The sequence below is a fragment of the Bradyrhizobium sp. RDM12 genome, assembly GCF_051917485.1.
In the GTDB taxonomy this organism is placed as follows: domain Bacteria; phylum Pseudomonadota; class Alphaproteobacteria; order Rhizobiales; family Xanthobacteraceae; genus Bradyrhizobium.
In genome coordinates this window covers 1,661,203-1,685,088 of sequence record NZ_CM133064.1, presented here as the reverse complement: position 1 = coordinate 1,685,088, position 23,886 = coordinate 1,661,203, and the positions used below count along the sequence as shown (strand labels likewise).

General features: G+C 64.1%; 21 protein-coding genes, 1 tRNA gene and 4 pseudogenes. 11 read left to right on the top strand and 15 right to left on the bottom strand.

Annotated elements, in window-relative coordinates:
• Positions 1-31: 31 nt before the first annotated feature.
• Complete coding sequence (locus tag ACTGJ9_RS08025; protein ID WP_456676626.1) at positions 32-1,396, bottom strand: FAD-dependent oxidoreductase; 1,365 nt, start codon at positions 1,394-1,396, stop codon at positions 32-34.
• 109 nt (positions 1,397-1,505) lie between these two features.
• Between ACTGJ9_RS08025 and ACTGJ9_RS08020 the strand changes: the two genes are divergently transcribed.
• Complete coding sequence (locus ACTGJ9_RS08020; protein ID WP_456676625.1) at positions 1,506-2,390, top strand: LysR family transcriptional regulator; 885 nt, start codon at positions 1,506-1,508, stop codon at positions 2,388-2,390.
• A 197-nt stretch (positions 2,391-2,587) separates the two neighbouring features.
• Positions 2,588-2,785, top strand: coding sequence for a hypothetical protein (locus ACTGJ9_RS08015; protein WP_456676624.1), 198 nt, complete (start codon positions 2,588-2,590; stop codon positions 2,783-2,785).
• Positions 2,786-2,808: 23 nt separating this feature from the next.
• On the opposite strand, the gene ACTGJ9_RS08010 is transcribed toward ACTGJ9_RS08015, so the two are convergent.
• Both ACTGJ9_RS08010 and ACTGJ9_RS08005 read right to left on the bottom strand, forming a co-directional pair.
• Complete coding sequence (locus tag ACTGJ9_RS08010; RefSeq protein ID WP_456676623.1) at positions 2,809-3,729, bottom strand: TonB family protein; 921 nt, start codon at positions 3,727-3,729, stop codon at positions 2,809-2,811.
• Between the two features lie 61 nt (positions 3,730-3,790).
• Positions 3,791-4,591, bottom strand: coding sequence for an enoyl-CoA hydratase-related protein (locus ACTGJ9_RS08005; protein ID WP_456676622.1), 801 nt, complete (start codon positions 4,589-4,591; stop codon positions 3,791-3,793).
• A 172-nt stretch (positions 4,592-4,763) separates the two neighbouring features.
• On the opposite strand from ACTGJ9_RS08005, the gene ACTGJ9_RS08000 reads away from it, so the two are divergent.
• Complete coding sequence (locus ACTGJ9_RS08000) at positions 4,764-5,738, top strand: ketopantoate reductase family protein (protein ID WP_456676621.1); 975 nt, start codon at positions 4,764-4,766, stop codon at positions 5,736-5,738.
• Here ACTGJ9_RS08000 and ACTGJ9_RS07995 read toward each other — a convergent pair.
• Positions 5,730-6,419 carry an alpha/beta hydrolase family protein gene (locus ACTGJ9_RS07995; RefSeq protein WP_456676620.1) on the bottom strand — a complete coding sequence of 230 codons (690 nt, stop codon included), beginning with the start codon at positions 6,417-6,419 and terminating at the stop codon, positions 5,730-5,732. The genes ACTGJ9_RS08000 and ACTGJ9_RS07995 overlap by 9 nt on opposite strands.
• Positions 6,420-6,545: 126 nt before the next feature.
• On the opposite strand from ACTGJ9_RS07995, the gene ACTGJ9_RS07990 reads away from it, so the two are divergent.
• Together ACTGJ9_RS07990 and ACTGJ9_RS07985 are read left to right on the top strand one after the other, a co-directional pair.
• Complete coding sequence (locus tag ACTGJ9_RS07990; RefSeq protein WP_456676619.1) at positions 6,546-7,691, top strand: acyl-CoA dehydrogenase family protein; 1,146 nt, start codon at positions 6,546-6,548, stop codon at positions 7,689-7,691.
• Between the two features lie 216 nt (positions 7,692-7,907).
• Positions 7,908-9,518 (top strand): ABC transporter substrate-binding protein, encoded by a 1,611-nt coding sequence (locus tag ACTGJ9_RS07985; RefSeq protein WP_456676618.1) that lies wholly within the window; start codon positions 7,908-7,910, stop codon positions 9,516-9,518.
• A gap of 45 nt (positions 9,519-9,563) precedes the next feature.
• Here ACTGJ9_RS07985 and ACTGJ9_RS07980 read toward each other — a convergent pair.
• From ACTGJ9_RS07980 to ACTGJ9_RS07950, 7 genes and pseudogenes are all read right to left on the bottom strand, one after another.
• Positions 9,564-10,704 (bottom strand): annotated as a pseudogene (locus tag ACTGJ9_RS07980) (amidohydrolase/deacetylase family metallohydrolase).
• Between the two features lie 240 nt (positions 10,705-10,944).
• Positions 10,945-11,400: a DUF2569 domain-containing protein gene (locus tag ACTGJ9_RS07975; RefSeq protein WP_456678469.1), complete on the bottom strand. Its 456-nt coding sequence runs from the start codon at positions 11,398-11,400 to the stop codon at positions 10,945-10,947.
• Positions 11,401-11,580: 180 nt separating this feature from the next.
• Positions 11,581-11,679 (bottom strand): annotated as a pseudogene (locus ACTGJ9_RS07970) (GYF domain-containing protein); the annotation flags it as partial.
• A 133-nt stretch (positions 11,680-11,812) separates the two neighbouring features.
• Positions 11,813-11,889: transfer RNA gene (locus ACTGJ9_RS07965), tRNA-Arg, on the bottom strand.
• Positions 11,890-12,120: 231 nt separating this feature from the next.
• The gene (locus tag ACTGJ9_RS07960) at positions 12,121-12,759 is read right to left on the bottom strand and encodes an RraA family protein (protein WP_456676617.1); all 639 of its coding nucleotides are present in this window, start codon (positions 12,757-12,759) and stop codon (positions 12,121-12,123) included.
• Positions 12,760-12,771: 12 nt separating this feature from the next.
• Positions 12,772-14,289 (bottom strand): AMP-binding protein, encoded by a 1,518-nt coding sequence (locus ACTGJ9_RS07955; RefSeq protein WP_456676616.1) that lies wholly within the window; start codon positions 14,287-14,289, stop codon positions 12,772-12,774.
• 142 nt (positions 14,290-14,431) lie between these two features.
• On the bottom strand, positions 14,432-15,460 hold the full coding sequence (locus ACTGJ9_RS07950; protein WP_456676615.1) for an alpha/beta hydrolase: 1,029 nt from the start codon (positions 15,458-15,460) through the stop codon (positions 14,432-14,434).
• A gap of 209 nt (positions 15,461-15,669) precedes the next feature.
• Here ACTGJ9_RS07950 and ACTGJ9_RS07945 point away from each other — a divergent pair.
• Positions 15,670-16,279, top strand: a pseudogene (locus ACTGJ9_RS07945) (hypothetical protein).
• 208 nt (positions 16,280-16,487) lie between these two features.
• On the opposite strand, the gene ACTGJ9_RS07940 reads toward ACTGJ9_RS07945, so the two are convergent.
• Both ACTGJ9_RS07940 and ACTGJ9_RS07935 read right to left on the bottom strand, forming a co-directional pair.
• On the bottom strand, positions 16,488-16,697 hold the full coding sequence (locus ACTGJ9_RS07940) for a hypothetical protein (protein ID WP_456676614.1): 210 nt from the start codon (positions 16,695-16,697) through the stop codon (positions 16,488-16,490).
• A 17-nt stretch (positions 16,698-16,714) separates the two neighbouring features.
• On the bottom strand, positions 16,715-17,722 hold the full coding sequence (locus ACTGJ9_RS07935; protein WP_456676613.1) for a 2-dehydropantoate 2-reductase: 1,008 nt from the start codon (positions 17,720-17,722) through the stop codon (positions 16,715-16,717).
• Positions 17,723-17,886: 164 nt separating this feature from the next.
• On the opposite strand from ACTGJ9_RS07935, the gene ACTGJ9_RS07930 reads away from it, so the two are divergent.
• Together ACTGJ9_RS07930 and ACTGJ9_RS07925 are read left to right on the top strand one after the other, a co-directional pair.
• Positions 17,887-18,486, top strand: a complete 600-nt coding sequence (locus ACTGJ9_RS07930; RefSeq protein ID WP_456676612.1) for a YidB family protein — start codon at positions 17,887-17,889, stop codon at positions 18,484-18,486.
• Positions 18,487-18,513: 27 nt separating this feature from the next.
• The gene (locus ACTGJ9_RS07925) at positions 18,514-18,786 is read left to right on the top strand and encodes a GlsB/YeaQ/YmgE family stress response membrane protein (protein WP_197087151.1); all 273 of its coding nucleotides are present in this window, start codon (positions 18,514-18,516) and stop codon (positions 18,784-18,786) included.
• Positions 18,787-18,947: 161 nt separating this feature from the next.
• Here ACTGJ9_RS07925 and ACTGJ9_RS07920 read toward each other — a convergent pair whose 3' ends face one another.
• Entirely contained in the window at positions 18,948-19,733 is a 786-nt protein-coding gene (locus tag ACTGJ9_RS07920) for an SDR family NAD(P)-dependent oxidoreductase (RefSeq protein WP_456676611.1), read from the bottom strand.
• A gap of 249 nt (positions 19,734-19,982) precedes the next feature.
• On the opposite strand from ACTGJ9_RS07920, the gene ACTGJ9_RS07915 reads away from it, so the two are divergent.
• From ACTGJ9_RS07915 to ACTGJ9_RS07905, 3 genes are read left to right on the top strand one after another with little or no spacing between them, the layout of a single operon-like run.
• Complete coding sequence (locus ACTGJ9_RS07915) at positions 19,983-21,047, top strand: acyl-CoA dehydrogenase family protein (protein ID WP_456676610.1); 1,065 nt, start codon at positions 19,983-19,985, stop codon at positions 21,045-21,047.
• 15 nt (positions 21,048-21,062) lie between these two features.
• Positions 21,063-22,223, top strand: a complete 1,161-nt coding sequence (locus ACTGJ9_RS07910; RefSeq protein WP_456676609.1) for an acyl-CoA dehydrogenase family protein — start codon at positions 21,063-21,065, stop codon at positions 22,221-22,223.
• A 40-nt stretch (positions 22,224-22,263) separates the two neighbouring features.
• Entirely contained in the window at positions 22,264-23,082 is an 819-nt protein-coding gene (locus ACTGJ9_RS07905; protein ID WP_456676608.1) for an enoyl-CoA hydratase/isomerase family protein, read from the top strand.
• Positions 23,083-23,139: 57 nt separating this feature from the next.
• Here the strand turns inward: ACTGJ9_RS07905 and ACTGJ9_RS07900 are convergent.
• Positions 23,140-23,885, bottom strand: a pseudogene (locus tag ACTGJ9_RS07900) (VOC family protein).
• Position 23,886 lies beyond the last annotated feature (1 nt).

The window sequence follows — 23,886 nt, the reverse complement described above, 5'->3', positions numbered from 1 at the left end:
CGCTTCCTCCAATGGTTCTTCTTGCAGTCCGTTACAGGCCCTCCGGCACCGGCTGGTCCCGCCCGATGAAGGCGCCCTGTTGTTTCAACGTTTCCTGCAATTTTTCAACGGGTAAGTCACGCGGGATCCGGTTTCCGGACAGCGCCAGGGCGGCTGCGGAACCGGCCGCCTCCCCCATCACGAAACAGGCCCCGGAAACCCGCGCCGCCGACTGCCCCTCATGGGTCATCGAGGCGCAGCGGCCGGCGACCAGGAGATTATCGACGCCTTCGGGCAGCAGCATCCGGTACGGCAGCTCGTTATAGCCGCGCGATTCCGGGATCGGCGGAAAGGTGAATACGACGTCGCCGGGAACATGGGCCTCGATCGGCCAGCCATTGACGCCGATGGAATCCTCGAACGAGGCGCAGCCGAGCACGTCCTCGCCGCTGAGCTGGTAGCCGCCCTTGATGCGGCGGGTCTCGCGGATGCCGAGTTGCGGCGGCAGATCGACAATGTAGGATTTTTCAAACCCGGGCACGGTGCGCAGGAATGCGAAAGCTGCGAGCGCCTGCTTGCGGCCCTCGATCTCGCCGCGGGTGAGATCGTCCGGCTCGACACCATTGATGGCGTGGCCGTCCTCGCGCGCGACCTGGGTAAAGTTCACGCGCCATTCGATGCCGGATTTTTGCGGCCGCACGATCGCGCTCTTGCGCGGGAATGTGTGCGTGCCGGCGGCGGTGGCCGCTTCCATCAATTGCGGGATGGTCCGCCAGGCATCGCCCGCTTTTGCGGGATCGATACCGTTGAGGCGGAGCATCATGGACGGGTACATCGGATGACCGTGCTCATCGCCGATGTCGAACGGCGCGCCGGCCCAGACTGCGAGATCGCCGTCGCCGGAGCAATCGATGAAGATCTCCGATCGCACCGCCTGCCGGCCGGCCTTGGTCTCGACCATCAGCGCATCGATGCGGCGGTTTTCACCCATCACGACGCCGGCACCGAGCGCATGGAAGAGGATGTGGACCTTGTGGCTCGCCAGCAATTCGTCGGCTGCGATCTTGTAGGCGGCGGTGTCGTAGGCCTGGGCGAAAACCTTGCCTAGGATCAGATGCGGCGCGTTGAGGCCGTTCAGATGATCGATCCGCGCCAGCAGGTCGGACGCCATGCCCCGCACCAGCCGGACGGCCTCGCCGTAAACGTTGCCATGCAGGCCGCAGAAATTGGTGACGCCGGCAGCCGTGCCCATGCCGCCGAGGAAGCCGTAGCGCTCGATCAGCAGCGTCTTCCGCCCGGCGCGCGCGGCTGAGGCCGCCGCTACGATGCCGGCCGGGCCGCCGCCGAGCACGACGACCTCGTATTCGCCGTAGATCGGCACCTGGCGCGCCGGTTCATTGATCGTCGTGGCCCGCATCGCGCATCCTTCCCAAAATCCTTGCTTGGGGGCGACTATGAATTAACGCGGCTTGCGCTACAATCCACCAAAATAAGCGATCAGCTTTCGCGAATCGAGAAAGGTCGAGATGGACATTCTCGTAAACCTCCAGGCCTTCCTTGCCACCGCTGATACCGCCGGCTTCTCTGCCGCCGCGCGAAAGCTCGGCGTCTCGACTTCGGTGGTGGCAAAACGCGTCACGCAGTTGGAAGCGCGGATCGGCACGCCGCTGTTTCACCGCTCGACCCGGCAATTGCGGCTGACCGACGCCGGCCAGCGCTACGTGCATCGCGCCCGCGGCGTCGTGACCGACGCCACCGATTTGCTCTCGCGCATGGGCGAGAAGGGCCACGATCTGGTCGATCACCTCCGCATCAAGGCGCCGACCTCGCTGACGGTGGCGCGGCTCGCCGATGCCTTCAGCGCCTTCCAGACCCAGAACCCGCGATTAAAGCTCGAGATCGTGCTGATCGATCGTCCGGTCGATCCGGTGACCGAGGGATTCGACATTGCCATCGGCGCCTTCCCGCACTCATTCGGTGGCGTCGTCGACGAGCCGCTGTGCGTGCTGAAGCGGCTGCTCTGCGCCTCACCGGCCTATTTGAAGAAGCACGGCACGCCAAAGCATCCGCGCGACCTCGTCGATCATCGCTGCCTCAGCTTCCTGCCGACCGGCCCTGAATGGATCTTTGACGGACCGCGCGGCCGCATCAACATCCAGGTCAGCCCGCTGCTGTCGTCCAACGAAGGACATGTGCTGGCGCGAAGCGCGATCGCCGGCAACGGCATTGCGCTGATGTCGCATTATCTTGTCGCGGAGGCGTTGCGTGACGGCACGCTCAAGCCCGTGCTGCGCGACTTTCCGATTCCCGAACTGTGGGTGAAGGCCGCGATTCCCGAGCGGCGGCGCAATGCGGCCGCAGTGCAGGCGCTGCTGACTCTGCTGAAAACGTCGCTCGCGCCGTCGCTGTAGCCCGCATGGAGCGCAGCGGAATGCGGGGACGCCGGTCCTCGGATTACGCTTCCGCTCCATCCGGGCTACACGCGTGCCACAAGACGGTTGTCTAGACATGACGGACCTGACAGAAGTGCTCGCATGAATTCCATGATCGTCAAATCCGCTCTGCCCGCCCTTGTCGTCCTTGCGCTCTCGGCAGCTCCGCTGCCGCCGTGGAGCAGAACTGCCGCTTCATCCAGGCCAAGACCGATCGCGAGGCCTGCTACAAGCGGCAGGAAGAAGAACTCGCGGCAAAGCGCAAGCCGGCGGCGCCGGCCACCGAGAGTAAGACGCTCGAATCGGTGCGGCAGATGCGGCAGGACGACGACGCCGTCTATCGCAGCATCAACAACATCTGCCGCGGCTGCTGAGATCGCGACTGAACTCAAGGCGCCTAGCGCTCCACTTGATTTCGATAGACCAGTGAGATCACGAAGGCCTCGATCGACCTGCTGCCGGGAGGCAATGGCGGGAACGGTTGTGCCTGTCTGAGGGTATTGAGCGCCGCTTCATCCAGCATGGCCGAGCCCGAGCTGGTTTTCACGCTGCTCGCCGCGAGCAATCCCCAGCGGGTGATGCTGAATGCAAGCTCAACCGTCCCCTCGACCCTTTCGCTGAGGGGCCGCCGCGGGTAGGACTTTTCGATTTGCAGCCGCGCAACCAACATGCGGATGTATCCATCGATGGATTTCACACCTGCGCCCTTCGCCGCGCGCACATTCTCACGCGCCAGCGCACTGCGGCCGTCGCTCGGGTCACGCTTGAGCAACCGGTCATAGTCCGCGATCGCGAGATCGAATGCCTTTTTCCGGCTGTAAGCCCATGCGCGATCCGCATAGGCGTCCCTGGAACGGGAATCGAGCTCGATCGCCCGTGTCATGTCGGCGATCCCAGCATCAAACTGTCGCAGCAAAACGTATCTCCGCCCGCGGGACAACAGGTGCGATGGCGTCGGATCAAGCCGAAGCGCCGCATCGAAATCCTTGAACGCGGCGTCATCTTCGAGACGGTACCAGTGCAGGAAACCGCGACGCATAAAGGCGTCAGCATTCCCCGGATGACTTGCAATCGCTTCGTCGAAATCGGTCAACGCATGTGCGAAGTCGTCCTTGTCAAAATAAGCGTCGGCGCGGCGGGCCAGCAGTCGGGATCGGCTCTCCTTGTTCTTCTCCTGATCGAGCAGTCTTGTGCAAACCTTTATGCGTATGTTGGAGGCAACCTTCTCGTCGTTGCAGACGACGCTGTCATCGGAGCTTGCATGACCAGGCCAGATTGCGACGATCAACGACAGCGCAAGAATGAACTTCCGACGCATGACCTCTCAGCCCCCACACTTTCGATAGTGGTGGCCATCCTGCACATCGCCGGAGCAAAATCTACCCTTGGTTGCTCCAACGCCCCGCCCGCTTCTCGGCGAACGAGGCCAGCCCTTCCGCTGCCTCTACGCTCTGGCGCTTGAGCGAATGCAGCTGCACGAGCCGCTTGTATGCGGCATCGTCCACCGACATCCCGCCGAACGAGCTCTCCAGCGCGAGGCGCTTGGTCTCGGCCATCGCCTCCGGTCCGTTGGCCAGCAATTGCTCGACCACCTTGGCGCCCGCGGCTTCGAGATCGGCGAGCGGGACGACCTCGTGGACGAGGCCGATGCGACGGGCGTCCTCGGCGCCGAAACGCTCGCCTGTCAGCGCGTAGCGGCGCACCTGCCGCACGCCGATGGCGTCGCAGAGCTGCGGGATGATGATCGCGGCGGTCAGACCCCAGCGCACCTCGGTGATCGAGAACAGCGCGTTGTCGGCGGCGATCACGACATCACAGGCCGCGATCACGCCGGTGCCGCCACCAAAGCAGCCACCCTGCACCAGCGCTACCGTCGGGATCGGCAGCGTATTGAGCCGCTGCACCGCCTCGAACGTCGCGCGCGACGCCGCCTCGTTGGCTTCAGGCGATTGCGGCCGTACGCCATTGATCCATTTGAGGTCGGCGCCGGCCTGGAAATGCTTGCCGTTGCCCCGGAGCACGACAACGCGAAGATTGGGCTTCTTACCGAGATCGTCCATGGCCTCAAGCACGCCGGCAATCAAGGCGGCGTCATAGGCATTGTTGACCTCCGGGCGGTTCAACGTGACGGTCGCAACCCCACGCTCGTCGAGAGTCCACAGGACAGGGTTGGCGGTCATCGGCGATCCTCCGGTCATATCGATTGCCGCCCACTATGGACGAGGCCGTAGACCCTGATCCATATCTTTCCGGCGTGGGGCGGTCGCGCCCATCGCATGGCGGCTTGTGTCATGCTGCCGCCGGGCGGCGGCCAAGAGACCAGGCCAGGCGATCAGGGACGGGACATCATTTATGCGCATCTGCATTTTCGGCTCGGGTGCCGTCGGAAGCCATCTCGCGGTCAGGCTCGCACGCGCTGGCCACGAGGTCTCATGCGTGATGCGCGGTGCTCATCTCGAGGCGGTGCGCGCCAACGGCCTGAAGCTGCGCGTCGGCGATTCCGAGGTCTCGGCCAAGGTGAACGCATCCGGCGATCCGGCTCAACTCGGCCCGCAGGATGTGGTGATCTCGACGCTCAAGGCCACGGCGCTGACCGGATTGGTCTCCAACATCAAGCCGCTGCTTGAGGACGACACCGCCATCGTGTTTGCCCAAAACGGCATTCCCTGGTGGTACGGTATCGGCCTGCCGCCGCGACACCCGACACCGCCGGACATTTCCTTCCTCGATCCAGGCGGGCGCTTGCGCGCCTGCATCCCGAAGGAGCGGATCGTCGGTGGGGTGGTCTTCTCCTCCAATGAGGTGACCGCGCCGGGCGTGGTGCAGAACCTGACGCCGGACCGCAACCGGCTCCTGATCGGGGAATGCGACGACCGCAATTGCGAGCGCATCACGAAACTCCGCGGCGCATTCAACGACGCACGGCTGGAATCGCCGCCGGTGGCCGATATCCGCGAAGCGATCTGGTCAAAGCTGCTGACCAACATGTCGCTCTCCGTGCTGTGCCTGCTGACCGGACAGACCGCGCGTGGCGTGCGCGACGACCCCGCATTCGCCGAGGTCATCCCGCGCATGTTGAATGAGGCTAACGATATCGCGCAACACTTCATTCCCGAGGTCAAGCGCGTGACACGTAGCGGCCCCGCCCCCAATCACAAACCGTCGCTGTTGCAGGATTACGAGCTCGGCCGCGCCATGGAGATCGACGTGCTGGTGAAGGCGCCCGCCGCCTTCGCGCGGACCGCCGGCCTGTCGACGCCGACGCTCGATCTCATTGCAGCGCTGGCGATCCAGAAGGCGCGCGACAAGGGGCTGTATTCAGCCTGAGTCTCGGGCGAGCTCGCCGATCCAGGCCGTGAACGTGTCGAGCACCTCGGTGAGCGCCTCATCGTTGCTGCGGCTGGACTTCTTCAGCACGGCAAACGAGTGATCGCCGCCTTCGACCTCATGCAGCGTCGCCTTCGCCCCGAGCGCCGCGACGACGGGCTTGAGAAGACTGAGATCCGCGAGCCCGTCTCGCGTGCCTTGCAGGAACAGCATGGGAATCTCGACATGGGCGAGATGCTCGGCACGCTCCGTCGACGGCTTCTTGTCAGCATGCAGGGGAAAGCCGAGGAAAGCGAGCCCCTTCACACCGGGCAACGGCGCCTTGGCCTGCGCCTGCGAGGTCATGCGCCCGCCGAACGATTTTCCGCCGGCGACGAGCTTCAATCCCGGGCACAGCCGTGCTGCCTGCTCGACCGCCGCACGGATCGCGGCATGCGCGACCGCCGGCTGGTCGGGACGGCCCTGCTTGTTTTCCATGTAGGGAAAATTGAAGCGGAACGTCGCGATGCCGCGGTCCGCGAGGCCCTCGGCGATCTTGCCCATGAAGGAATGCCGCATGTCGGCGCCCGCGCCGTGTGCCAGGACGTAGCAGGCGCGCGCGGTGGCTGGCTGCATCAGGATCGCCGAGACCATGCCGATGCGATCGATGTCGAGCTTGAGCTCTTGAGTTTTGACAGCCACAATCAACCATCCCGACAGACACGTTTCCGGCCGCCTTGGTAGCGTCACCGGCGCAGCCTGAAAACACAATAATTACCGCCGCCGACCGGCCTACCAAGCCGGCAAGTCGCATCAACCGAGGTAATCATGCCCTACCGCTCCTCCTGGATGACCGAAGAGCTCGATGTCTTCCGCGACCAGTTCCGGAAATATCTCGCCAAGGATCTGGCGCCGCACGCCGAGAAATGGCGCGAGCGGAAGATGGTCGATCGCTTCGCCTGGCGCGGGCTGGGCGAAATGGGCGCGCTGTTGGCGAGCGTCCCGGAGGAATATGGCGGCCTGGGCGCGACCTTCGCCTATGACGCAGCCGTGCTCGACGACCTCGAAAGCACCGTGCCGGAGCTAACCACCGACGTCTCCGTGCACAGCGCCATCGTCGCCCACTACATTCTTAACTACGGCTCGGAGGAGCAGAAGAAGCGCTGGCTGCCGAAGATGGCCTCGGGCGAGATGGTCGGCGCCATCGCCATGACCGAGCCCGGCACCGGCTCGGACCTCCAGGCGGTGAAGACCACAGCGAAGAAGCAGGGCAATTCCTACGTCATCAACGGCCAGAAGACGTTCATCACCAACGGCCAGGCCGCCGATCTCGTCATCGTGGTCGCGCGCACCGGCGACGCCGGCGCCAAGGGCATTTCGCTGATCGTGGTCGAGACCGCGGGCGCGGACGGCTACAAGCGCGGGCGCAACCTCGACAAGATCGGCCTGCACGCTTCCGACACGTCGGAGCTGTTCTTCGACAATGTGCAGGTCGCCCCGGAAAACCTGCTCGGCAAGGAAGAGGGCCAGGGTTTTGCCCAGCTGATGCAGCAGCTGCCGCAGGAGCGCCTCGCGCTCGCGGTCGGCGCCGTCGCCTCGATGGAGCGTGCCGTCAAGCTCACCACCGAATACACCAAGGAGCGGAAGGCGTTCGGCAAGCCGCTGATGGACTTCCAGAACACCGCCTTCACGCTCGCCGAGCGCAAGACCGAAGCCATGATCGCGCGCGTCTTCGTCGACTGGTGCATCGAGCGCCTGGTCGCCGGGGATCTCGACACCGTCACCGCGTCGATGGCGAAATACTGGTGCTCGGACAAGCAGGTCCAGACCGCCGACGAGTGCCTCCAGCTGTTCGGCGGTTACGGCTATATGCAGGAATATCCGATCTCGCGTATCTTCATCGATTCCCGCATCCAGAAGATCTATGGCGGCACCAACGAGATCATGAAGCTGCTCATTGCGCGGTCGCTGTAGGGGCGTCGCTACCGCGCACGCCAATCGCGCGGGCGGCAATCAAAACGCTGATTGAAGCGTTGCTGCACCGCAGGGTTCGGCGGCACAGCCCTTGCTCGGTCGCCAACGAATTCAGCTCGATGGAAGCAAGCCTGCTTGTCACCTCTGGCTCCCCGCCATACCCTGCCCGTCATCGGCAGCCGCCATCTGGTCTCGCTTGCATCGGGAGAATTGCGAATGGTTCACGTCTCGCGACGGAAACTGCTTCAGCTTGCGGCCGTTGCCCCATCGGCACTTCCCCTGGCCTGGACGTCGGTTGTGTCTGCTGCGACCGGAAAGAAGACGCTGACTGCGGTGATGCAATCGGACCTTCGCGTCACCGATCCCGGCTTCACGACGGCGATCATCACCCGCGACCATGGCTATATGGTCTACGATACGCTGCTCGGCATCGATTCCAGCTTCAAGGTGCGGCCGCAGATGGCCGACTGGACGGTATCCGCGGACAAGCTGACCTACACCTTCACGCTGCGCGACGGCCTGAAGTGGCATGACGGCGCGCCAGTGACGGCGGAGGATTGTGTCGCCTCGCTGAAGCGCTGGGGCACGAGCGTCGACGGCATGGCGCGCAAGCTGGTGGACTTCACGGCCGGCATCGAAGCCGCGGACGCCAAAACGATCGTCCTCAAGTTGAAGGAGCCCTACGGCCTCGTGCTGGAGACGATCGCCAAGCCGTCGTCGATCTGTGCCTTCATGATGCCCAAGCGGCTTGCGGAGACCCCGATCAGCAAGCAGATTCCGGAGCAGATCGGTTCCGGCCCGTTCAGATTCGTCGCTGCCGAATTCCAGCCCGGCGTGAAAGCCGTCTACGAGAAGAACACCGACTATGTTCCGCGCAAGGAGCCGGCCGAATGGACATCGGGCGGCAAGGTGGTCAAGGTCGACCGGGTCGAATGGCTGACGATGCCGGACGCCCAGACCGCGCTCAACGCGCTGCAATCGGGCGATGTCGATTTCGTCGAAACGCCGCCGTTCGACATGCTGCCCGCGCTCGAGTCCAATCCGGATGTCAACGTGACCATCCTGAACAAATTCGGCTTCCAATCGTTCGGCCGGATGAACTTCCTGCATCCGCCGTTCGACAATGTGAAGATCCGCCGCGCCGCGTTGCTCGCGATGAACCAGAAGGACGTGCTCGACGCACAGATCGGCAATCCCAAATACTACAAGCTTTGCGGCGCATTCTTCATCTGCGATACGCCGCTCGCCAGCGACGCCGGCGGCGAGACCCTGATCAAGGGCAACGGCATGGCGGACGCCAGGAAGGCGTTGGTCGAAGCCGGCTATGACGGCACGCCCGTGGTGATCCTGGCGCCGACCGATCAGATCCTGCTCAAAGCGCAGCCGGTCGTGGTCGCACAGCTGTTGCGCGAGGCCGGCTTCAAGGTCGACCTTCAGGCGATGGACTGGCAGACCGTGGTCACCCGCCGCGCCAACCAGAAGCCGCCGAAGGAAGGCGGCTGGAACATGTTCTTCACCTATCAGGGCGCTGCCGACTCGATGAACCCGCTCGTCAATGGCGCGATGGTCGGCAAGGGCAAGGAGGGCGGCTGGTTCGGCTGGTCCGAGGATCCCAAGCTCGAGGAGCTGCGCGACGCCTTTGCCCGCGCCGCCTCACCGGAAGAGCGGAAGAAGATCGCCTTCGACGTGCAGAAGGAGGCCTACGATCAGGTGATCTACGTCCCGCTCGGCCAGTTCCAGGCGCCGAGCGCATGGCGCAAATCGCTCACTGGCATGATCGACGGCCCGGCGACGCCGATGTTCTGGAATGTGGACAAGAACGATTGAGCTGCTCTCCCTCTCGCCGTGCCTACGGGCGAGGGTACCAAAGCCCTAATTCGGATGCCACCAGCGGCCGCCGATGACGACTCCTTCAGAGACGATCTTGCGATCGCCGATGAGGTGCTCGCCAACCACGTCCCCTCATAGTCGAACTGGCCTTGCTTCACCGAGATCAGCGTGGCATCGCCGACGCTGCCCGGCTTGAGGCTGCCGAGTTCGGGCCGCCGCAGCGCCATTGCGGCGTTCTCCGTCGAGGCCGCGATGACGTCCGACAGTGACATGCCCATGCAGAGGAATTTCGACATGGTCGTCACCTGGTCGAAGGCCGGGCCGTCGATGCAGAGCTGATGGATATCGGATGAGATGGTGTCCGGATAAAGCCGTTGGCGAGCATGGCGCGTGCGGTCTTGAAGGCGAACGAGCCCTTGCCGTGGCCGATATCGAACAGCACGCCGCGCTCGCGCGCATCCAGCACCGCCTTCTTCACCGTGCCTTGCGCGGTGGCCGGCGTGTTCGGGAACGGCCGGAACGCGTGGGTCAACACGTCGCCGGGACGCAGGCGGGCCAGCACCTCCTCGTAGCTCGGCGGCGGATGGTCGATATGCGCCATCAGGGGCATGCCGACCTCGTCCGCGACCTCCAGCGCGATATCGAGCGGCAAGGTCCCCGATGTGCCCGAGGAGTGCAGCCCGACGCGCACCTTGATGCCGACGATGACGTCGCGATTGGCATCCGCGACCTTGGCCGCCTCGATCGGATTCATCAGCCGCAATTCCTCGCTCTCGCCGACCATGATCCGGTGCGAGAAGCCGAAAATGCCGGCATGGGAGACGTGGAGATATGCGAGGATGCGGACCTGGCTCGGCTCGATCACATGCTTGCGGAAGCCGGCGAAATTGCCGGGGCCGGCACTGCCGGTGTCGACCGAGGTGGTGACGCCCGAGGCACGGCAGAATTCCTCGGCATCGATGCCGAGCGAGGTGCCGCCCCAATAGACGTGGGTGTGGAGATCGATCAGGCCCGGCGCCACGATGAGCTGCGAGACGTCGCGGACCTCGGTCGCCGGATCCGGCTTGAGCCCGCTGCCGACGGCGGCGACCTTGCCACCGGCAAAGGCCACATCCGTCACAGCATCGAGCTTCTGGGACGGGTCGACCACGCGGCCGCCGCGCAAGATCAAGTCGAAAGGCATTGTCGTCTCCGGATAGGACGGGAAGGGGTGGCGACCTGCGGCAGCAGGTCAGGCTGGAAGGACGTCTTCCAGACTGTTCGTTCCGCTTCTGTTAGCAATTTTCGCACCAGCTAAGCAAATCGGCTGCGGTCCTGTTCATTGGATTTGCGTGCTGCCTTCGCACCGCGCGCGGGGGCACAGCACGAGGCCCAGCCCGGCGGACAATACGTCGGTACGTCCTCGCATACGCGGAGAGATTCTTTATTTGATAAATGTATTCGCTACCCGTCGGGAGCGCAGCACGTACGATATCCAGATCGCGGCGCCGACGACGCCAGAGAATATTTGGCCGACGACCTGCGGCTCCAATTTCATGAATTCACTCATTGGCCGGTTCAGCGAGATCGAGAAAATGCCCGCGATCCAAAAGAGATCGACGATCGGCAACACGATCGCGCACACTAACTGCGCAATGAAGAATTTCGGGAAGCGGCGGGAGTGGCTGAACAACAATGATGCCGTGTAGATACATAGGATGATGAGCAGGATGTACATCACGATGTCGCCCCAGACCGCCGTTGGGAAACGCTTCCATACGTCGTCGCTGACAGACTGCACGTACTGCCCGACCGAAACGATCAGTCGGAGAATACCGACGACCTGCCCGAAGGCGACAAATGCCAGCCAGCCGCCGATCCCCTTAAGCGGCGGCTGCACGTTCTTTAACTCTGCAGCGTCCTCGATCCCAACCGAGGGCTCTCGAATTACGGGTAGGAGGGGCGGAGCGGCCAGAGCGTTGGGCCGTAAAGGCGGCGGTCGAACGAGTTGCCGAGCGACCTCGCTCACCTCAACGACCGGCTTCCAATCGCCGAAGCCATGTCGCCAAAGGAGGACGTTCCGAGGGTCGCTATTGCGCGCAAGGAGAGGTATTAATTCGGTGAGAGATAGCGGGCCACGCTGCTGTCCGCCTTCGGCGTAGTACCATAAATCCGTCATGCAACGCCCCCGCGTTCCCGAAACCATTCTATCGGGTGCACGTCACACGTCACCACCGTAAAAGGGCGAAGGAGCCAAAAAGGAGGCAAAAGCAAAGGCCGCCCGATCGAGACGCCCTAAGCCAATGAAATAATGGCGATCCCGGGATGACTCGAACATCCGACCTACGGTTTAGGAAACCGCCGCTCTATCCGGCTGAGCTACGGGACCGCGGAACCCGCCGATCGGCAGGTTGCCGGCGCCGTTCATATCAAAGCGAGGGCGGGACCGGAAGCCCTTCGCTCGGTTCACGTCGTCCCGAAACCCGCCCCGCCTTCTTGTACTCGGGCTGTGGTGGACTGAAAATGTCGAGCACGCAGGCACCGTTGGGGCCAGGCACGCATGGTGTGCGGCACGTTGGCGGGCGAGCGTCAGAAGTCGCTCTCCCTGCCCTGCTTTGCTTCACGACTTGCCATAGGAGCCCTGATACCGGCCCTCGCGGATCGCCTTCAACGTCTCATCCTCGCGCTTGATCTGGACACGCACCGCCTCCAGCAGCGCCGCCGCACCCGCGGCGGGAAACGACACCACGCCGTCTTCGTCGCCCACCACGACGTCGCCGGGCGAGATCACGCTGCCGCCGATCGAGACGGGCACGTTGATTTCTCCAGGACCGTTCTTGTACGGGCCGCGATGGATCACCGCGCGGGCGAAGCAGGGAAAGTCGTCGCCGGCAAACGCCGCAACATCGCGGATCGCACCGTCGATCACGTATCCTTCCGCCCTGCGCCACTGCGCGATGTTTTTCATGATCTCGCCGACCAGCGCCCGGGTTTCGTCCCCGCCGCCATCGACCACGATGACATCGCCGGGACCGACCAGCTCGAGCGCGCGGTGGATGGCGAGATTGTCGCCGGGCCGGGTGCGCACTGTGAAGGCTGCGCCGATCAACCTGCCGCTGCGATGATAGGGTTTGAGCCCGACCGCACCCGGCAGCCGGCCGAGATTGTCTGATATGATCGAGGTCGGTGCATTCCTGAAGCCCTCGATGATATCGGCGGGCGGCTTCGGCACGCTGTTTGCGGCGATCGTAATCGTCATGGAATTCAGTCCTTATTCGGCGTGCGCCCGCGCCTTCGCTGGCATGATCCGGAAGGCACGCCCCTCCTTCATCCACGCCGCGCGCTCGTCGCGCAGCAACGTGCGGCGAACCTTTCCGGAATCATCGCGTGGCGGCGTGCTGACGAACTCGAAACTCTCGGGATGCTTGTAGCGGCTGAGCCTGTCTTTCAGGAACTCCGCCATGCCGTCCGCAATCGCCTGACCGTCCACATTTGCGTCCGACTCGATGATGGCGTGCACGCGTTGGCCCAATTCCGGATCCGGCAAGCCCACCACCACGCAGGAGCGCACGCCGGGACATTCGGACACCGCAGCCTCGACCTCGGCGGGATAGATGTTGGCGCCGCCCCGCAGCACCATGTCAGCGAGGCGGTCGCCGAGATAGAGGTAGCCCTCGGCATCCAGCCTGCCGATATCGCCAAGCGATTCCCAGCCGTCGGCGCGACGCTTCGGTTCGGCGCCGAGATAGTGATAGGTGGCATCCTTGCCGTCATTGTTGAGGAAATAGATCTCGCCGGTCTCGCCAGGCGCGACGTCGTTGCCGTCCTCGCCGATGATGCGGAGCTTCGCCGTCTCGCCGATCTTGCCGACCGAGCCCTTGTGCGTCAGCCACTCCGTGCCGGAGATGATGCAAGCACCCTGCCGCTCGGTGCCGCCATAGAGCTCCCAGACCCGCTCCGGCCCGAGCCAGGCGATCCAGTTCTCCTTGAGCCAGGGCGGCATCGGCGCCGCCATGTGGAAGACGGTCTGCAGGCTCGACAGGTCGTAAGCATTGCGGACGTTCTCCGGCAGCGCCCAGATTCGATGCATCATGGTCGGAACGAAATTGACCCATTGCACGCGCTCGCGCTCGATCTGCCGCAGCGTCTCCTCGGCGTCGAACTTGACGAGGCCGGTGAGCTTACCGCCGCCGAACAGCGCGTAATGCGACACGATGAACGGCGCATTGTGGTAGAGCGGCCCCGGATTGAGCAGCGAGGCGCCGAAAGGCATGTTGAGCGGCGGCGGCGCGACCGTGTCGACGACCGCGGGATTGTGATCGAGGATCACCTTGGGACGGCCGGTCGAGCCGCCGCTGGTCATGGCCTTCCAGTAGCGCGCCGCCGGCGGGTCGATCTGCGCGTCGGAAAATCCTTCCGGCACGAAATCCGCAGGCAACCGGTTCGGCGCATTCCAGTCGGCCTCGCCGCCGACCACCAGCGCCGGCTTGAGAATCTCCAGCACGGCTGCGGCTTCGCCGCGCGGCAGCCGCCATGACAGCGAGGTCGGCGTCGCGCCGCATTTCCACACCGCAAAGCCGGTCTCGAAGAACGCATTACCGTTGGGCAATCCGATCGCGACGAAATCACCGGGCTTGACACCCTTCGCCGCAAATGCCCGCGCGCGCCGGTTGGCACCGCGCTCGAGCTGGTCCCAGGTCAGCCTGTCGTGCCCATGCTGGACGGCGATGGTGCCTTCGGGTTTGCGTTGCGCGTACCAGCGCGGCACATCGGACAGGGGCAGCAGCATCAGGCGTTTCCACTTCGTGTTCTTGGCGTCGCCTCACGGTGAGGCGCTCGCGAGGACGAAGTGTAACAGCCGGAGCCAACCCTTCAAGGTATCTGCCTTCAAGGTATCTGCCTTCAAGGTATCTGCCTTCAAGGTATCAGCTTCACCGCTCGGCCCCGCAGCCTGGACTGTCGAACAGCGCTGCAAGGCCGCATTTCGAGGTCAGCATCTTGTCGCCGTCATGACCGACGCCGGCGACGTCCCACACGCGATGATTGGGCGTGCCGTGATCGCGCTTGGCCATCGCTTCCACATAGGCGTGGCCGCGGGCGTAGCGATAGGGACCCTGCGCCTCGGCCATGCAGCTCTTGTCCAGCGCAGGATGCTCCGGATTGGTGTCGAGGGTGCCGAGCAGGTAGATCACGTCACGCTCGACATAGCGCTGCTCAAGCGCGGCCGGCGTCGCATCGGCAAGGTAAGGCGGACGCACGTCCATGCCGTATTTCCAATTGTTGTAGCCCGAGCAGGATGCGGCGATGGCGGGCACCGGCCGCTCCGCGCTGAAATACGCATAGGACGAGGGGTTGGCGACGACGTAGCGGACGTCGATGTGCTGACGCGACAGCATCGCCTCGCCCTTGCCGGCGATGGCATAGCGCTGCGCGACCTGGCCGCCGCCGGAATGACCGGCGACCACGACCTGCTTCAGATTCGGGAAGATGCGGCGGTCGGAGAGCTTTGCCAGGATCGCGTCGAGCGCGTCGAAGGAGGACACCGGGTTCGGAGCAAGCGCGCCATCGCCGCCTTCCCATCCTTCCAATGACCAGCGCAGCGTCTCCGCGGGCAGCTTGTGCGCCTCGATGTCGATCTCAGCCAAAAACTGCGGGACGATCATCAGCGCGCTCTTGCCATCGTCCCCTGCCGCGACCTGCGCGGTATGCGCTGACATATAATATTCGTCGGCATTACGCAGCCGTCCGTGCAGCACAATGATGGCGCGCGAGATCGCCGGCAGCGGTATCGACCAGTCACTGGAGAGATAGAGCGGTAACATCCCCTGGCCGCCGACCGACAGCCGCGCGTCGGCGACCACCTTCACCGGCTTGCGGTTCGGTGCATCCTCGTCCGCGGCGAGCGCGCGGCCGCAAACCAGCGCCAATGCGATTGCGGCGAAACAAGTCAGCGCTCTCATGACGAACAATTCCCTTCCAGCTTGAACCGATAAAACTCTAAGCGCATCCTGCGCCGCACGGCTGTGACTCCTGCGCCACGTCAAGCAAAAAATGTCAGCAACCCAGCCACGAAATTCCCGAGTTCCACGGGTGACAAGACGGCGATAATGGAGCAAAAATCGGGCCCGACTCAGTTTGAGTTGAGTTTTGCAGGGAATGCTCTCGTAGAATGTCGGACGTAGTTGCATCGCGTCGTGCGGCGCCGCTTCTTGTTACCGCAGCAGGAGTTTTTTCTGCTGACGTGGCCGCATGCCCACGCCCAATGGTGGAAGCGCGCACCTGTTGATTTCGAGGAATGCGCCGACGCTGCGGAAAAAGCCCCGACCAAGGCCGAAAAGACCTCAGCGCTCGCAGACTGCAACGCCAAGTTCGCGGGCCGGCGCAAGGCGGGCGGCGGCTATACCTATTACGACTTCCTCCAGGACCGCACCTTCGACATCGCCGGGCCGAACCCGACGACGGACGAGCAGAAGAAGATCGACGAATCCTACACCGCCTATCTCGCCAATCAGCGCCGTAGCAATGAAGCGGCCGAGGCCACTGCACGTCAGCAGCGCGAGCAGCAGGAACAACAGGTGCAGCAGCTTCAGCAGGTCGCGCTGAGAACCGAGGTGGAGCGCGTGCCCGTGCCCGTGGAGCGGCCGAAGGTGTTGCGACAGAAGGGCGCGCCCTGCACCAAAGGTTCGTTCTCCTGCGAATGGCCGCGGCTGTCGGAAGGCCTGAGCGAGTTGAAGAAGCTGTTCAGCCCGACGCAGAGCAAGCCGGCGAAGAAGGGCTGAGTCACAACCGTCATTGCGAGCGGAGCGAAGCAATCCAGAATCCTCCGCGGAAAGACTCTGGATTGCTTCGCTGCGCTAGGAAGAAACGTCGAGCTAACCCATTGATTCCATTTGCGTCGCCAAACAACGTTTCATTCAGCGCGCGTCGGCTCCTCAAGCCGGTCCCAACTCGCAATGACGAGTTGGATGGAGATTTGCGTCCAAATTCTCAGTTCGGATGCTTCTTCTTGGTGCGCTTGGGCGTCACCGCAGGTGTCGGCACATTTGCCGTGGCTGAATTGCTCAATGCCTTGCGGCTCTCCTGCAGTCTCGCGTCGTAGCCGGGCGAGTTCATGACAGTCGGCGGCCGGGCCTGGGCCAGCGTTGACGCGCCGCAGAGCGCGGCCAGCACCAGCCCGACGATCAAATAGCGTTCCATCCCGCTCCTCCTCGCGCTCAGGCCACACCGCGGATCTGCCGCGGCGAAAGCCCCGGCGGGCCCTTGCCGGCAATTTCGGCGTCCTTCACCAACGCAACAATGCGGCGCATCAGCGGCACATCGACGTTGTTCTGCTCGGCCAGCGCAATGACCGCGCCCTGGAGATAGTCGATCTCGGTCCTGCGGCCCTGCTTCAGATCCTGCCACATCGAGGAGCGCGCCTCGGGATCGATCTTCATCGTCCGCCCGAGGATCGCGTTGAAGATCATATCGGGCAATCTCAGCAGGGTCGGCGTCCAGTTCGGCGGGATCGGCGTTGTCGAAGCCGGCGTGATGCCGGCGGCCTTTAGCGCGGCCAGACCTTCCGCCATCTGATCGGCGAACAATCTTCGCCAGTCGCGGTTCGCCAATTGCGCGGCGAGCGGCATGTCGGACAGGGCGCTGAGCGCGTTGTTCAGGTTGATGATCAGCTTGCCCCATTGCACGCCTGCGATGTCACGGCTTCCGCGCAAATTAAGCCCCGGCACCGAGAGCGACGCCGCCGTGTTATCAGCATCTTCGCCGATCGTGATGTCGCCGGAGGTCGAACGGTGGAAACGCCCTTCCCCCATTGCGACCACATTGAACGGCACCATGCCCGCGAGCACGCGCCGGCCACCGAGCCGCTGCTGCAGCACGGCGACATTGCCGACGCCATTCTGCAACGACACGACGACGGCATCGTGAGGCGCGTGCTGCGCGATCTGGTCCGCGGCCTCAGCAGTGTCGGCGCTCTTCACCGTGACCAGCACGATGCCGGCGCTGTGGAAGATTGCGGGATCTTCCGACAGCGCGAGCCGGCCCGCATCCAGCTTCTTCTCAGCGCCGTCGAAATCCGTCAGACGCAGGCCGAACCGCTCGATCTCGGTCTTCACCCGCGGCCGCACCAACAGTGCGACCCGACGGTCGGCAGCCGCCAACTGGCCTCCAACAAAGCAGCCGATGGCGCCGGCGCCTGCCACCACGATCGGTCGATCCGTAACCACCAGATCTTGCTCCCTCAACGACCCGTATTCGATAGCAGAGGCGGAGCGGCATGCCCATCACGGCGCATCCGCCTTGTAACCGTCATGAGAGCCTCATATGCTTTTGCCTCGGGGGCTTTGTCACCAGCGAGAACTCGCTGACGAGAACGCCAAAGGAGAGAACCATGGGTCTACTCGACGTCCTCAATGGCATGCAGAACGGCCCTCGCGGTCCGAGCACTCCGAGCTCACAATCATCCTCCGGCGGCGGCATGTCGCCGATGACCATGGCGATCCTCGGCCTGCTGGCCTGGAAGGCATTCAAGCATATAACGGCCGGCCAGCCGGGCGCAGCCCCGCAGACGACGCCGACCCCTATGCCGCCGCCGGCGAATGCGGGCCCGGGCGGCAGCCTTGGCGGTGCGCTCGGCGGCGGTGGCGGCCTCGGCGATGTTCTCAAGGGCGGCCTCGGCGGCCTGCTCGCGGGCGGCGCAGCCGGTAGCGTGCTCAGCGGCGGCCTCGGCGATCTCCTCAACCAGCTCCAGCAGGGCGGCCACGGCGAGACCGCGAACAGCTGGGTCGGCAAGGGTGAGAACAAACCGATCGCCCCCGGCGATCTCGCCAACGCACTCGGCGCCGACCAGATCCAGAGCCTCTCCGCCCAGAGCGGCCTGTCGCGCGACGAACTGCTTTCCGGCTTGAGCCAGTACCTGCCCCAGGTGATCGACCACCTGACGCCGGACGGACGGCTGCCGACCGAGAACGAAATTTCGGACCGAGTCTGATTTAGTCAAACCGAGGGGAGCACTGACATGAGCATGGGCGGCATCTTGTGGATCATCGTCGTCGGCTTCGTTGCCGGCCTCATCGCGCGTTGGCTGGCGCCGGGGCCGAATAACCCGAGCGGCTTCATTCTCACCACCATCCTCGGTATCGTCGGCGCGTTTCTGGCGACCTTCATCGGCCAGGCCATCGGCCATTACGGTCCGGATCAAGGCGCGGGATTCATCATGGCCACGATCGGTGCCGTGGTGGTGCTGTTCATCTGGCACCGGCTGGTGGCGAGCGGTGTGATCAAGGGATGACGGCGTAAGCGTCAGATAGACCCACGCTGCCGCCTCATACTCTGTCATTGCGAGGAGCCCGCGACAAAATTGCGAAGCAATTTTGCGCTGGCGCGACGAAGCAATCCGGACTGTCTCCGCGGACACGATCTGGATTGCTTCGCTTCGCTCGCAATGACGAGTTAGGAAATCAAATGCATCCCCGCATCCATGCGCACGACCTCGCCGGTCATGTTGCTGGAGGCCGGCATCGCCAGGAAGCAGACGAGCTGCGCGATGTCCTCGGCGGATGAGGCGACCTTGAGCGGCACCTTCGCCACCACGCTGTCACGCACCTGCTTGGCGCCGGCTTCGCCGCGGCCCTTGGTGAACCAGGGCGTGTCGATATAGCCGGGGCACACCGTGTTGACGCGGATCAGCGGCGCGAGTGCGCGCGACAGCGACAGCGTCATGGTGTTGAGCGCGCCCTTGCTCGCGGCATAGGCGATCGAGGAGCCGACGCCGCTGATGCCGGCGACCGACGATACGTTGACCACGGCGGACGGGCGCCCCGACGCCTTCGATCCGGCTTCCAGCAAGCTGCGTGCCGCGCGCACCATCTGGAACGGGCCGATGGTGTTGACGCCATAGAGGCGCTGGAAATCTTCAGCCGACAATCCCTCGAGATCGGCGTGGACGACGTGCTTGGTGGTGCCGGCATTGTTGACGAGAATGTCGAGCTGGCCCCAGCCGCTCGCGGCCGCAACGATCTTGCGGCAATCGCCATCCTTCGAGACGTCGCCCTGTACGACCAGCACGTCCGCCGCGCCGGCCTTGCGGCAGAGCTCTGCCGTGGCCTCGGCTTCCTTCTGGCTCGACGAATAGTTGATGACGAGCCGCGCCCCGCTCCGTGCCAGAATTTCCGCGGTCGCAGCACCAAGTCCGGATGCGGACCCCGTCACGATTGCATTCAGAGTGTCTTTTGCCATCCGGATTTCCTTCCCACTTATCGAGTTGCCGGCGCCCTGTTTAACGAGTTTGCCGCGCCCTGCAAATCAAGCAAACTCCGCTAAGCGGAATTAGTCCAGACCGGGTCTTGCCCCCATGCTGGCGCTGCAGATGGGCCTGCGATCAGCGCTTGTCAGGGCCATGGCTTTTTCAGATCATCGGGCGCAAGAAGAGACCGCGCGCCGGCCTGTCAGGGCAGGACGCGCCAATGGCAAAACACGGGGAACGCTGTGGCGGAGAGTGACAATATCGTCGTCGAGACCGCGGAGAAGATCTTCGCCGATCTCGCCGACCCGCAAACGATCAACAACGACAAGAAGAATTCCTGGCAGGCGCCGCTGTGGCAGGCGCTGAGCGAAGCCGGCTTGCCTTTGTCCTGGGTGCCAGACGATCTCGGCGGCTCCGGCGCGAGCCTTGCCGACGGTTTTGCGTTGCTGAACGCCGCCGGCCGTTTCGCGGTCGCGGTTCCCCTCGCCGAGACGATGCTCGCGGGCTGGCTGCTGGCGCAGGCGAAGATCGCTTCGCCCGAAGGCGAAATGACGGTGCTGCCAGCCTCGCCAAAGGATCGCATCACGATTGATGCCGACGGCGCGCTCTCGGGCCGCTGCCGCGGCGTGCCGTTTGCGAAAGCGGCGAGGCATTTTGCGGTGCTCGCGCATGGCAAGGACGGCGTCTCGATCGCGCTGGTCGATGCAAGCAAGGGCCGGATCGAATCCGGGCTCAATGTCGGCTACGACCAAAGCGATACCGTGACGCTCGACAAGGTGCAGCCTGTCACCATCAAGGCCGCACCGAAGGGCCTTGACCAGACCAATCTGATGCTGATGGGCGGCGTCGCGCGCAGCCTTCAGATCGCGGGTGCGCTGGAAGCCATGCTCGACATCTCCGTGCGCTACTCCAACGAGCGCGTCGCCTTCGAGAAGAAGATCTCGAAATTCCAGGCCGTGCAGCACAATCTCGCGCGCCTCGCCGGCGAATCCGCCGCGGCACTTGCGGCGGCAACCTCGGCCGCCGACGCCATCGCAAACGCAAAGTCGTTCGACGACGAGGTCTATCTCGAAGCCGCCTCCGCAAAGATCCGCTGCGCCGAAGCCGCGGAAAAGGGCGGCGGCATCGCGCACCAGGTCCATGGCGCGATCGGCTTCACCATCGAGCACATCCTGCACCGCTACTCGTTGCGGGCGCTGGCCTGGCGCGATGATTTCGGCTCGGAAAGCCACTGGGCCGTCGAGCTCGGCAAACTCGTCGCCAGGCGCGGCGCCGATGAATTGTGGCCGCTCGTGGCGTCGCGCTAACAGGGAACGAAACACATGACCGCTGCGCTCCGTTTCGATCCGATCCGCCTGCCCGAGAAATGCGAGCAACTGCGCAAGGAAGTGCGCGCCTTCCTCGTCGAGGAGATCGCCGCCGGCACCTTCGATCCGCACAAGCCCAACCGCGAGGACACCGACGCGCCGGAATTCTCCCGCCGGGTCGGCGCCAAGGGCTGGCTCGGCATGACCTGGCCGAAGAAATATGGCGGCCAGGAGCGCTCCTTCCTCGAACGCTACGTGGTGACCGAGGAGATGCGCGTCGCCAACGCCCCGACGCGGCGCTTCTTCGTCGCCGACCGCCAGAGCGGCCCGGTGCTGCTGAAGTACGCGCCAGAACACATCAAGATGGAGATCCTGCCGCGCATCTGCCGCGGCGAGATCTGCTTTGCGATCGGCATGAGCGAGCCGAACTCCGGCTCCGACCTATTCGCGGCGAAGACGCGTGCGGCCAAGACCGATGGCGGTTATCTCATCAACGGCACCAAGATCTGGACCTCGTCGGCGCATATCGCCGACTACATGATCGCGATCTTCCGGACCTCGCCGCCGACCAAGGAAAACCGCCGTCACGGCCTGACGCAATTCCTGGTCAAGATGAAGCAACCGGGCATCCAGGTGAACCCGATCGGCCAGATCACCGGCCAATACGAGTTCAACGAGGTCGTGTTCACCGACTTCTTCGTGCCCGAGGATCACGTGCTCGGCGAGGTCGACGGCGCCTGGAAACAGGCGACTTCAGAGCTCGCCTATGAGCGTTCAGGCCCCGAGCGCTTCCTCGAAACCTATTATGTGCTGACCGAGCTGGTCCGCGCAGTCGGCCCCAATCCTGATACGCGCAGCGCGGAAGGCATCGGACGCCTCGTCGCGCAGCTCCACACCATGCGGCGCATGTCGGTCTCCGTCGCCGGCATGCTGCAGGCCGGCAAGGAGCCGGTGGTGGAAGCCTCCATCGTCAAGGACATCGGTACGGTCTGGGAGCAACAGCTTCCGCATCGCGTGCGCGATCTCGCCGCCTTCGTCGAGGAGACCGCGACCAACCGCGAGACGCTGGAGCGGCAACTCGATTTCGCGATCAAGACCGCACCGAAACTCACCATCCAGGGCGGCACCACGGAAGTGCTGCGCGGCATCATCGCCCGCGGACTTGGTTTGCGCTAGTCGCGCGGACCTGGTTTGCGCTAAATCATTCGAGGACATCATGAGCACCTACAAAGATATCGGCGTCGAGAAAGTTGGCCACGTCGGCACCATCGAGATCCGCAGGCCGCCGCTCAACTTTTTCGACATCTCCCTGATCAACCAGATCGCGGATGCGCTCGACGAATTCGATCGCGACATCGAGATCTGCGCCTCCGTTCTCTCAGCGCAAGGCAAAGCGTTTTGCGCCGGCGCCAATTTTGGCGATCCCGCGCGGCAGGCGCAGGAAGCGCAAGAAGCTGTGAAAAAAGCAAAGGGCGATCCCGCCGATAATCTCGGCCCGATCAACCATCTCTACATCCAGGCCGTGCGCATCTTCCGGGCCAAAAAACCGATCGTCGCCGCCGTGCAGGGCGCAGCCATCGGCGGCGGCCTCGGTCTTGCCGTGTCGGCCGACTTCCGGGTCACCTGCCCCGGAGCGCGCTTCTCCGCGAATTTCACCAAGCTGGGTTTTCATCCCGGCTTCGGCCTGACGACGACGCTGCCCGAGCTGATCGGCAAGAACAACGCCGAGCTGATGTTCTACACCAGCCGCCGCGTCACCGGCGAAGAGGCCTTCAAATGGGGCCTCGCCAATGTGCTGGTGCCGCAGGACCAGGTGAAAGCGGAGGCGATGAAGCTCGCCGGCGAGATCGCCGAATGCTCCCCGCTCGGCCTGCTCTCGACCCGCGCCACGATGCGCGCCGGATTGGCCGATCGCGTCATGGCCGCGACCAATCACGAGCTCGCCGAGCAGACCCGCCTGCGCGCGACGGAAGATTTCAAGGAGGGCGTGAAGGCCACGGAAGAGCGGCGTGTGGCGAATTTCAAGGGGCGGTGATTGCGGCGGCGTTTCGCTGATGAGCACCTCATCAGGGTGACGGATCGCGACGAGGGCTCAACTGACGCGGAAGGTCACGCCGCCGAGCAGAAACTCATTCGCCGCAACCGCGAGCCCTTTGACCTCGCGGCCTGCAGCACGTGCGCGGCATCGGCCACCCGAAACTCGAGCGCGCTCATGATCTCGCTGGCGCCCTTGACGAATCGGAACGTCGCATTGGGCAGCTTCAGTTCAGCGTCATCAACCGCAACACCGATGATCTTGCCCCAATGCTGCGCCAGCCCCTGTGGGTCCGGGCTCTGCATCTCCACGGCCGTGAGCGCCCGCGTCACATCCTTGCGGATGAACTTCTGCCAGTCCGGCCCGGCCGGCGGATACGCACCAAGAATGTCGTCGCTGCCCTCGGTGTGGTTGAATTCGATGAAGGCGGCGCGGCAGTCGCGGGGATGGAGCTGCACGCCGTGATAGGGCGCGTGGTCGATGACATTGGCGGTGCGCACGCCAAGTGCATTGGCGTTGCGGCCGCGCTCGTCCGGATCGTTGCAGCAGAAGATCGCCATGTAGCCGCCGCGGCCGCCGGTCTTCTCGATGAAGCGACCAGCCGTGGTGCCCTCCTTGAAGGGCGCGACCACCTCCAGCATGATGGTGTCGACCGGGAGCAGTGCATTCTCCAGGCCGTATTTGGCAACATTGCCGTCGCGGTAGCAGACGGCGAGGCCCATGATCTCGGCGATATCAGAGATCACAGGCGCGAGCTGCGGCGCGACCAGACAAATCTGCCGCAGCCGCATATAGGGCGCCATC

Bases quoted from the DNA above. Each gene is read 5' to 3' on its own strand.
- ACTGJ9_RS08025 (WP_456676626.1), bottom strand. From the start codon at position 1,396: ATGCGGGCCACGACGATCAATGAACCGGCGCGCCAGGTGCCGATCTAC.
- ACTGJ9_RS08020 (WP_456676625.1), top strand. From the start codon at position 1,506: ATGGACATTCTCGTAAACCTCCAGGCCTTCCTTGCCACCGCTGATACC.
- ACTGJ9_RS08010 (WP_456676623.1), bottom strand. From the start codon at position 3,729: ATGCGTCGGAAGTTCATTCTTGCGCTGTCGTTGATCGTCGCAATCTGG.
- ACTGJ9_RS08005 (WP_456676622.1), bottom strand. From the start codon at position 4,591: ATGACCGCCAACCCTGTCCTGTGGACTCTCGACGAGCGTGGGGTTGCG.
- ACTGJ9_RS08000 (WP_456676621.1), top strand. From the start codon at position 4,764: ATGCGCATCTGCATTTTCGGCTCGGGTGCCGTCGGAAGCCATCTCGCG.
- ACTGJ9_RS07990 (WP_456676619.1), top strand. From the start codon at position 6,546: ATGCCCTACCGCTCCTCCTGGATGACCGAAGAGCTCGATGTCTTCCGC.
- ACTGJ9_RS07985 (WP_456676618.1), top strand. From the start codon at position 7,908: ATGGTTCACGTCTCGCGACGGAAACTGCTTCAGCTTGCGGCCGTTGCC.
- ACTGJ9_RS07960 (WP_456676617.1), bottom strand. From the start codon at position 12,759: ATGACGATTACGATCGCCGCAAACAGCGTGCCGAAGCCGCCCGCCGAT.
- ACTGJ9_RS07955 (WP_456676616.1), bottom strand. From the start codon at position 14,289: ATGCTGCTGCCCCTGTCCGATGTGCCGCGCTGGTACGCGCAACGCAAA.
- ACTGJ9_RS07950 (WP_456676615.1), bottom strand. From the start codon at position 15,460: ATGAGAGCGCTGACTTGTTTCGCCGCAATCGCATTGGCGCTGGTTTGC.
- ACTGJ9_RS07940 (WP_456676614.1), bottom strand. From the start codon at position 16,697: ATGGAACGCTATTTGATCGTCGGGCTGGTGCTGGCCGCGCTCTGCGGC.
- ACTGJ9_RS07930 (WP_456676612.1), top strand. From the start codon at position 17,887: ATGGGTCTACTCGACGTCCTCAATGGCATGCAGAACGGCCCTCGCGGT.
- ACTGJ9_RS07925 (WP_197087151.1), top strand. From the start codon at position 18,514: ATGAGCATGGGCGGCATCTTGTGGATCATCGTCGTCGGCTTCGTTGCC.
- ACTGJ9_RS07920 (WP_456676611.1), bottom strand. From the start codon at position 19,733: ATGGCAAAAGACACTCTGAATGCAATCGTGACGGGGTCCGCATCCGGA.
- ACTGJ9_RS07910 (WP_456676609.1), top strand. From the start codon at position 21,063: ATGACCGCTGCGCTCCGTTTCGATCCGATCCGCCTGCCCGAGAAATGC.
- ACTGJ9_RS07905 (WP_456676608.1), top strand. From the start codon at position 22,264: ATGAGCACCTACAAAGATATCGGCGTCGAGAAAGTTGGCCACGTCGGC.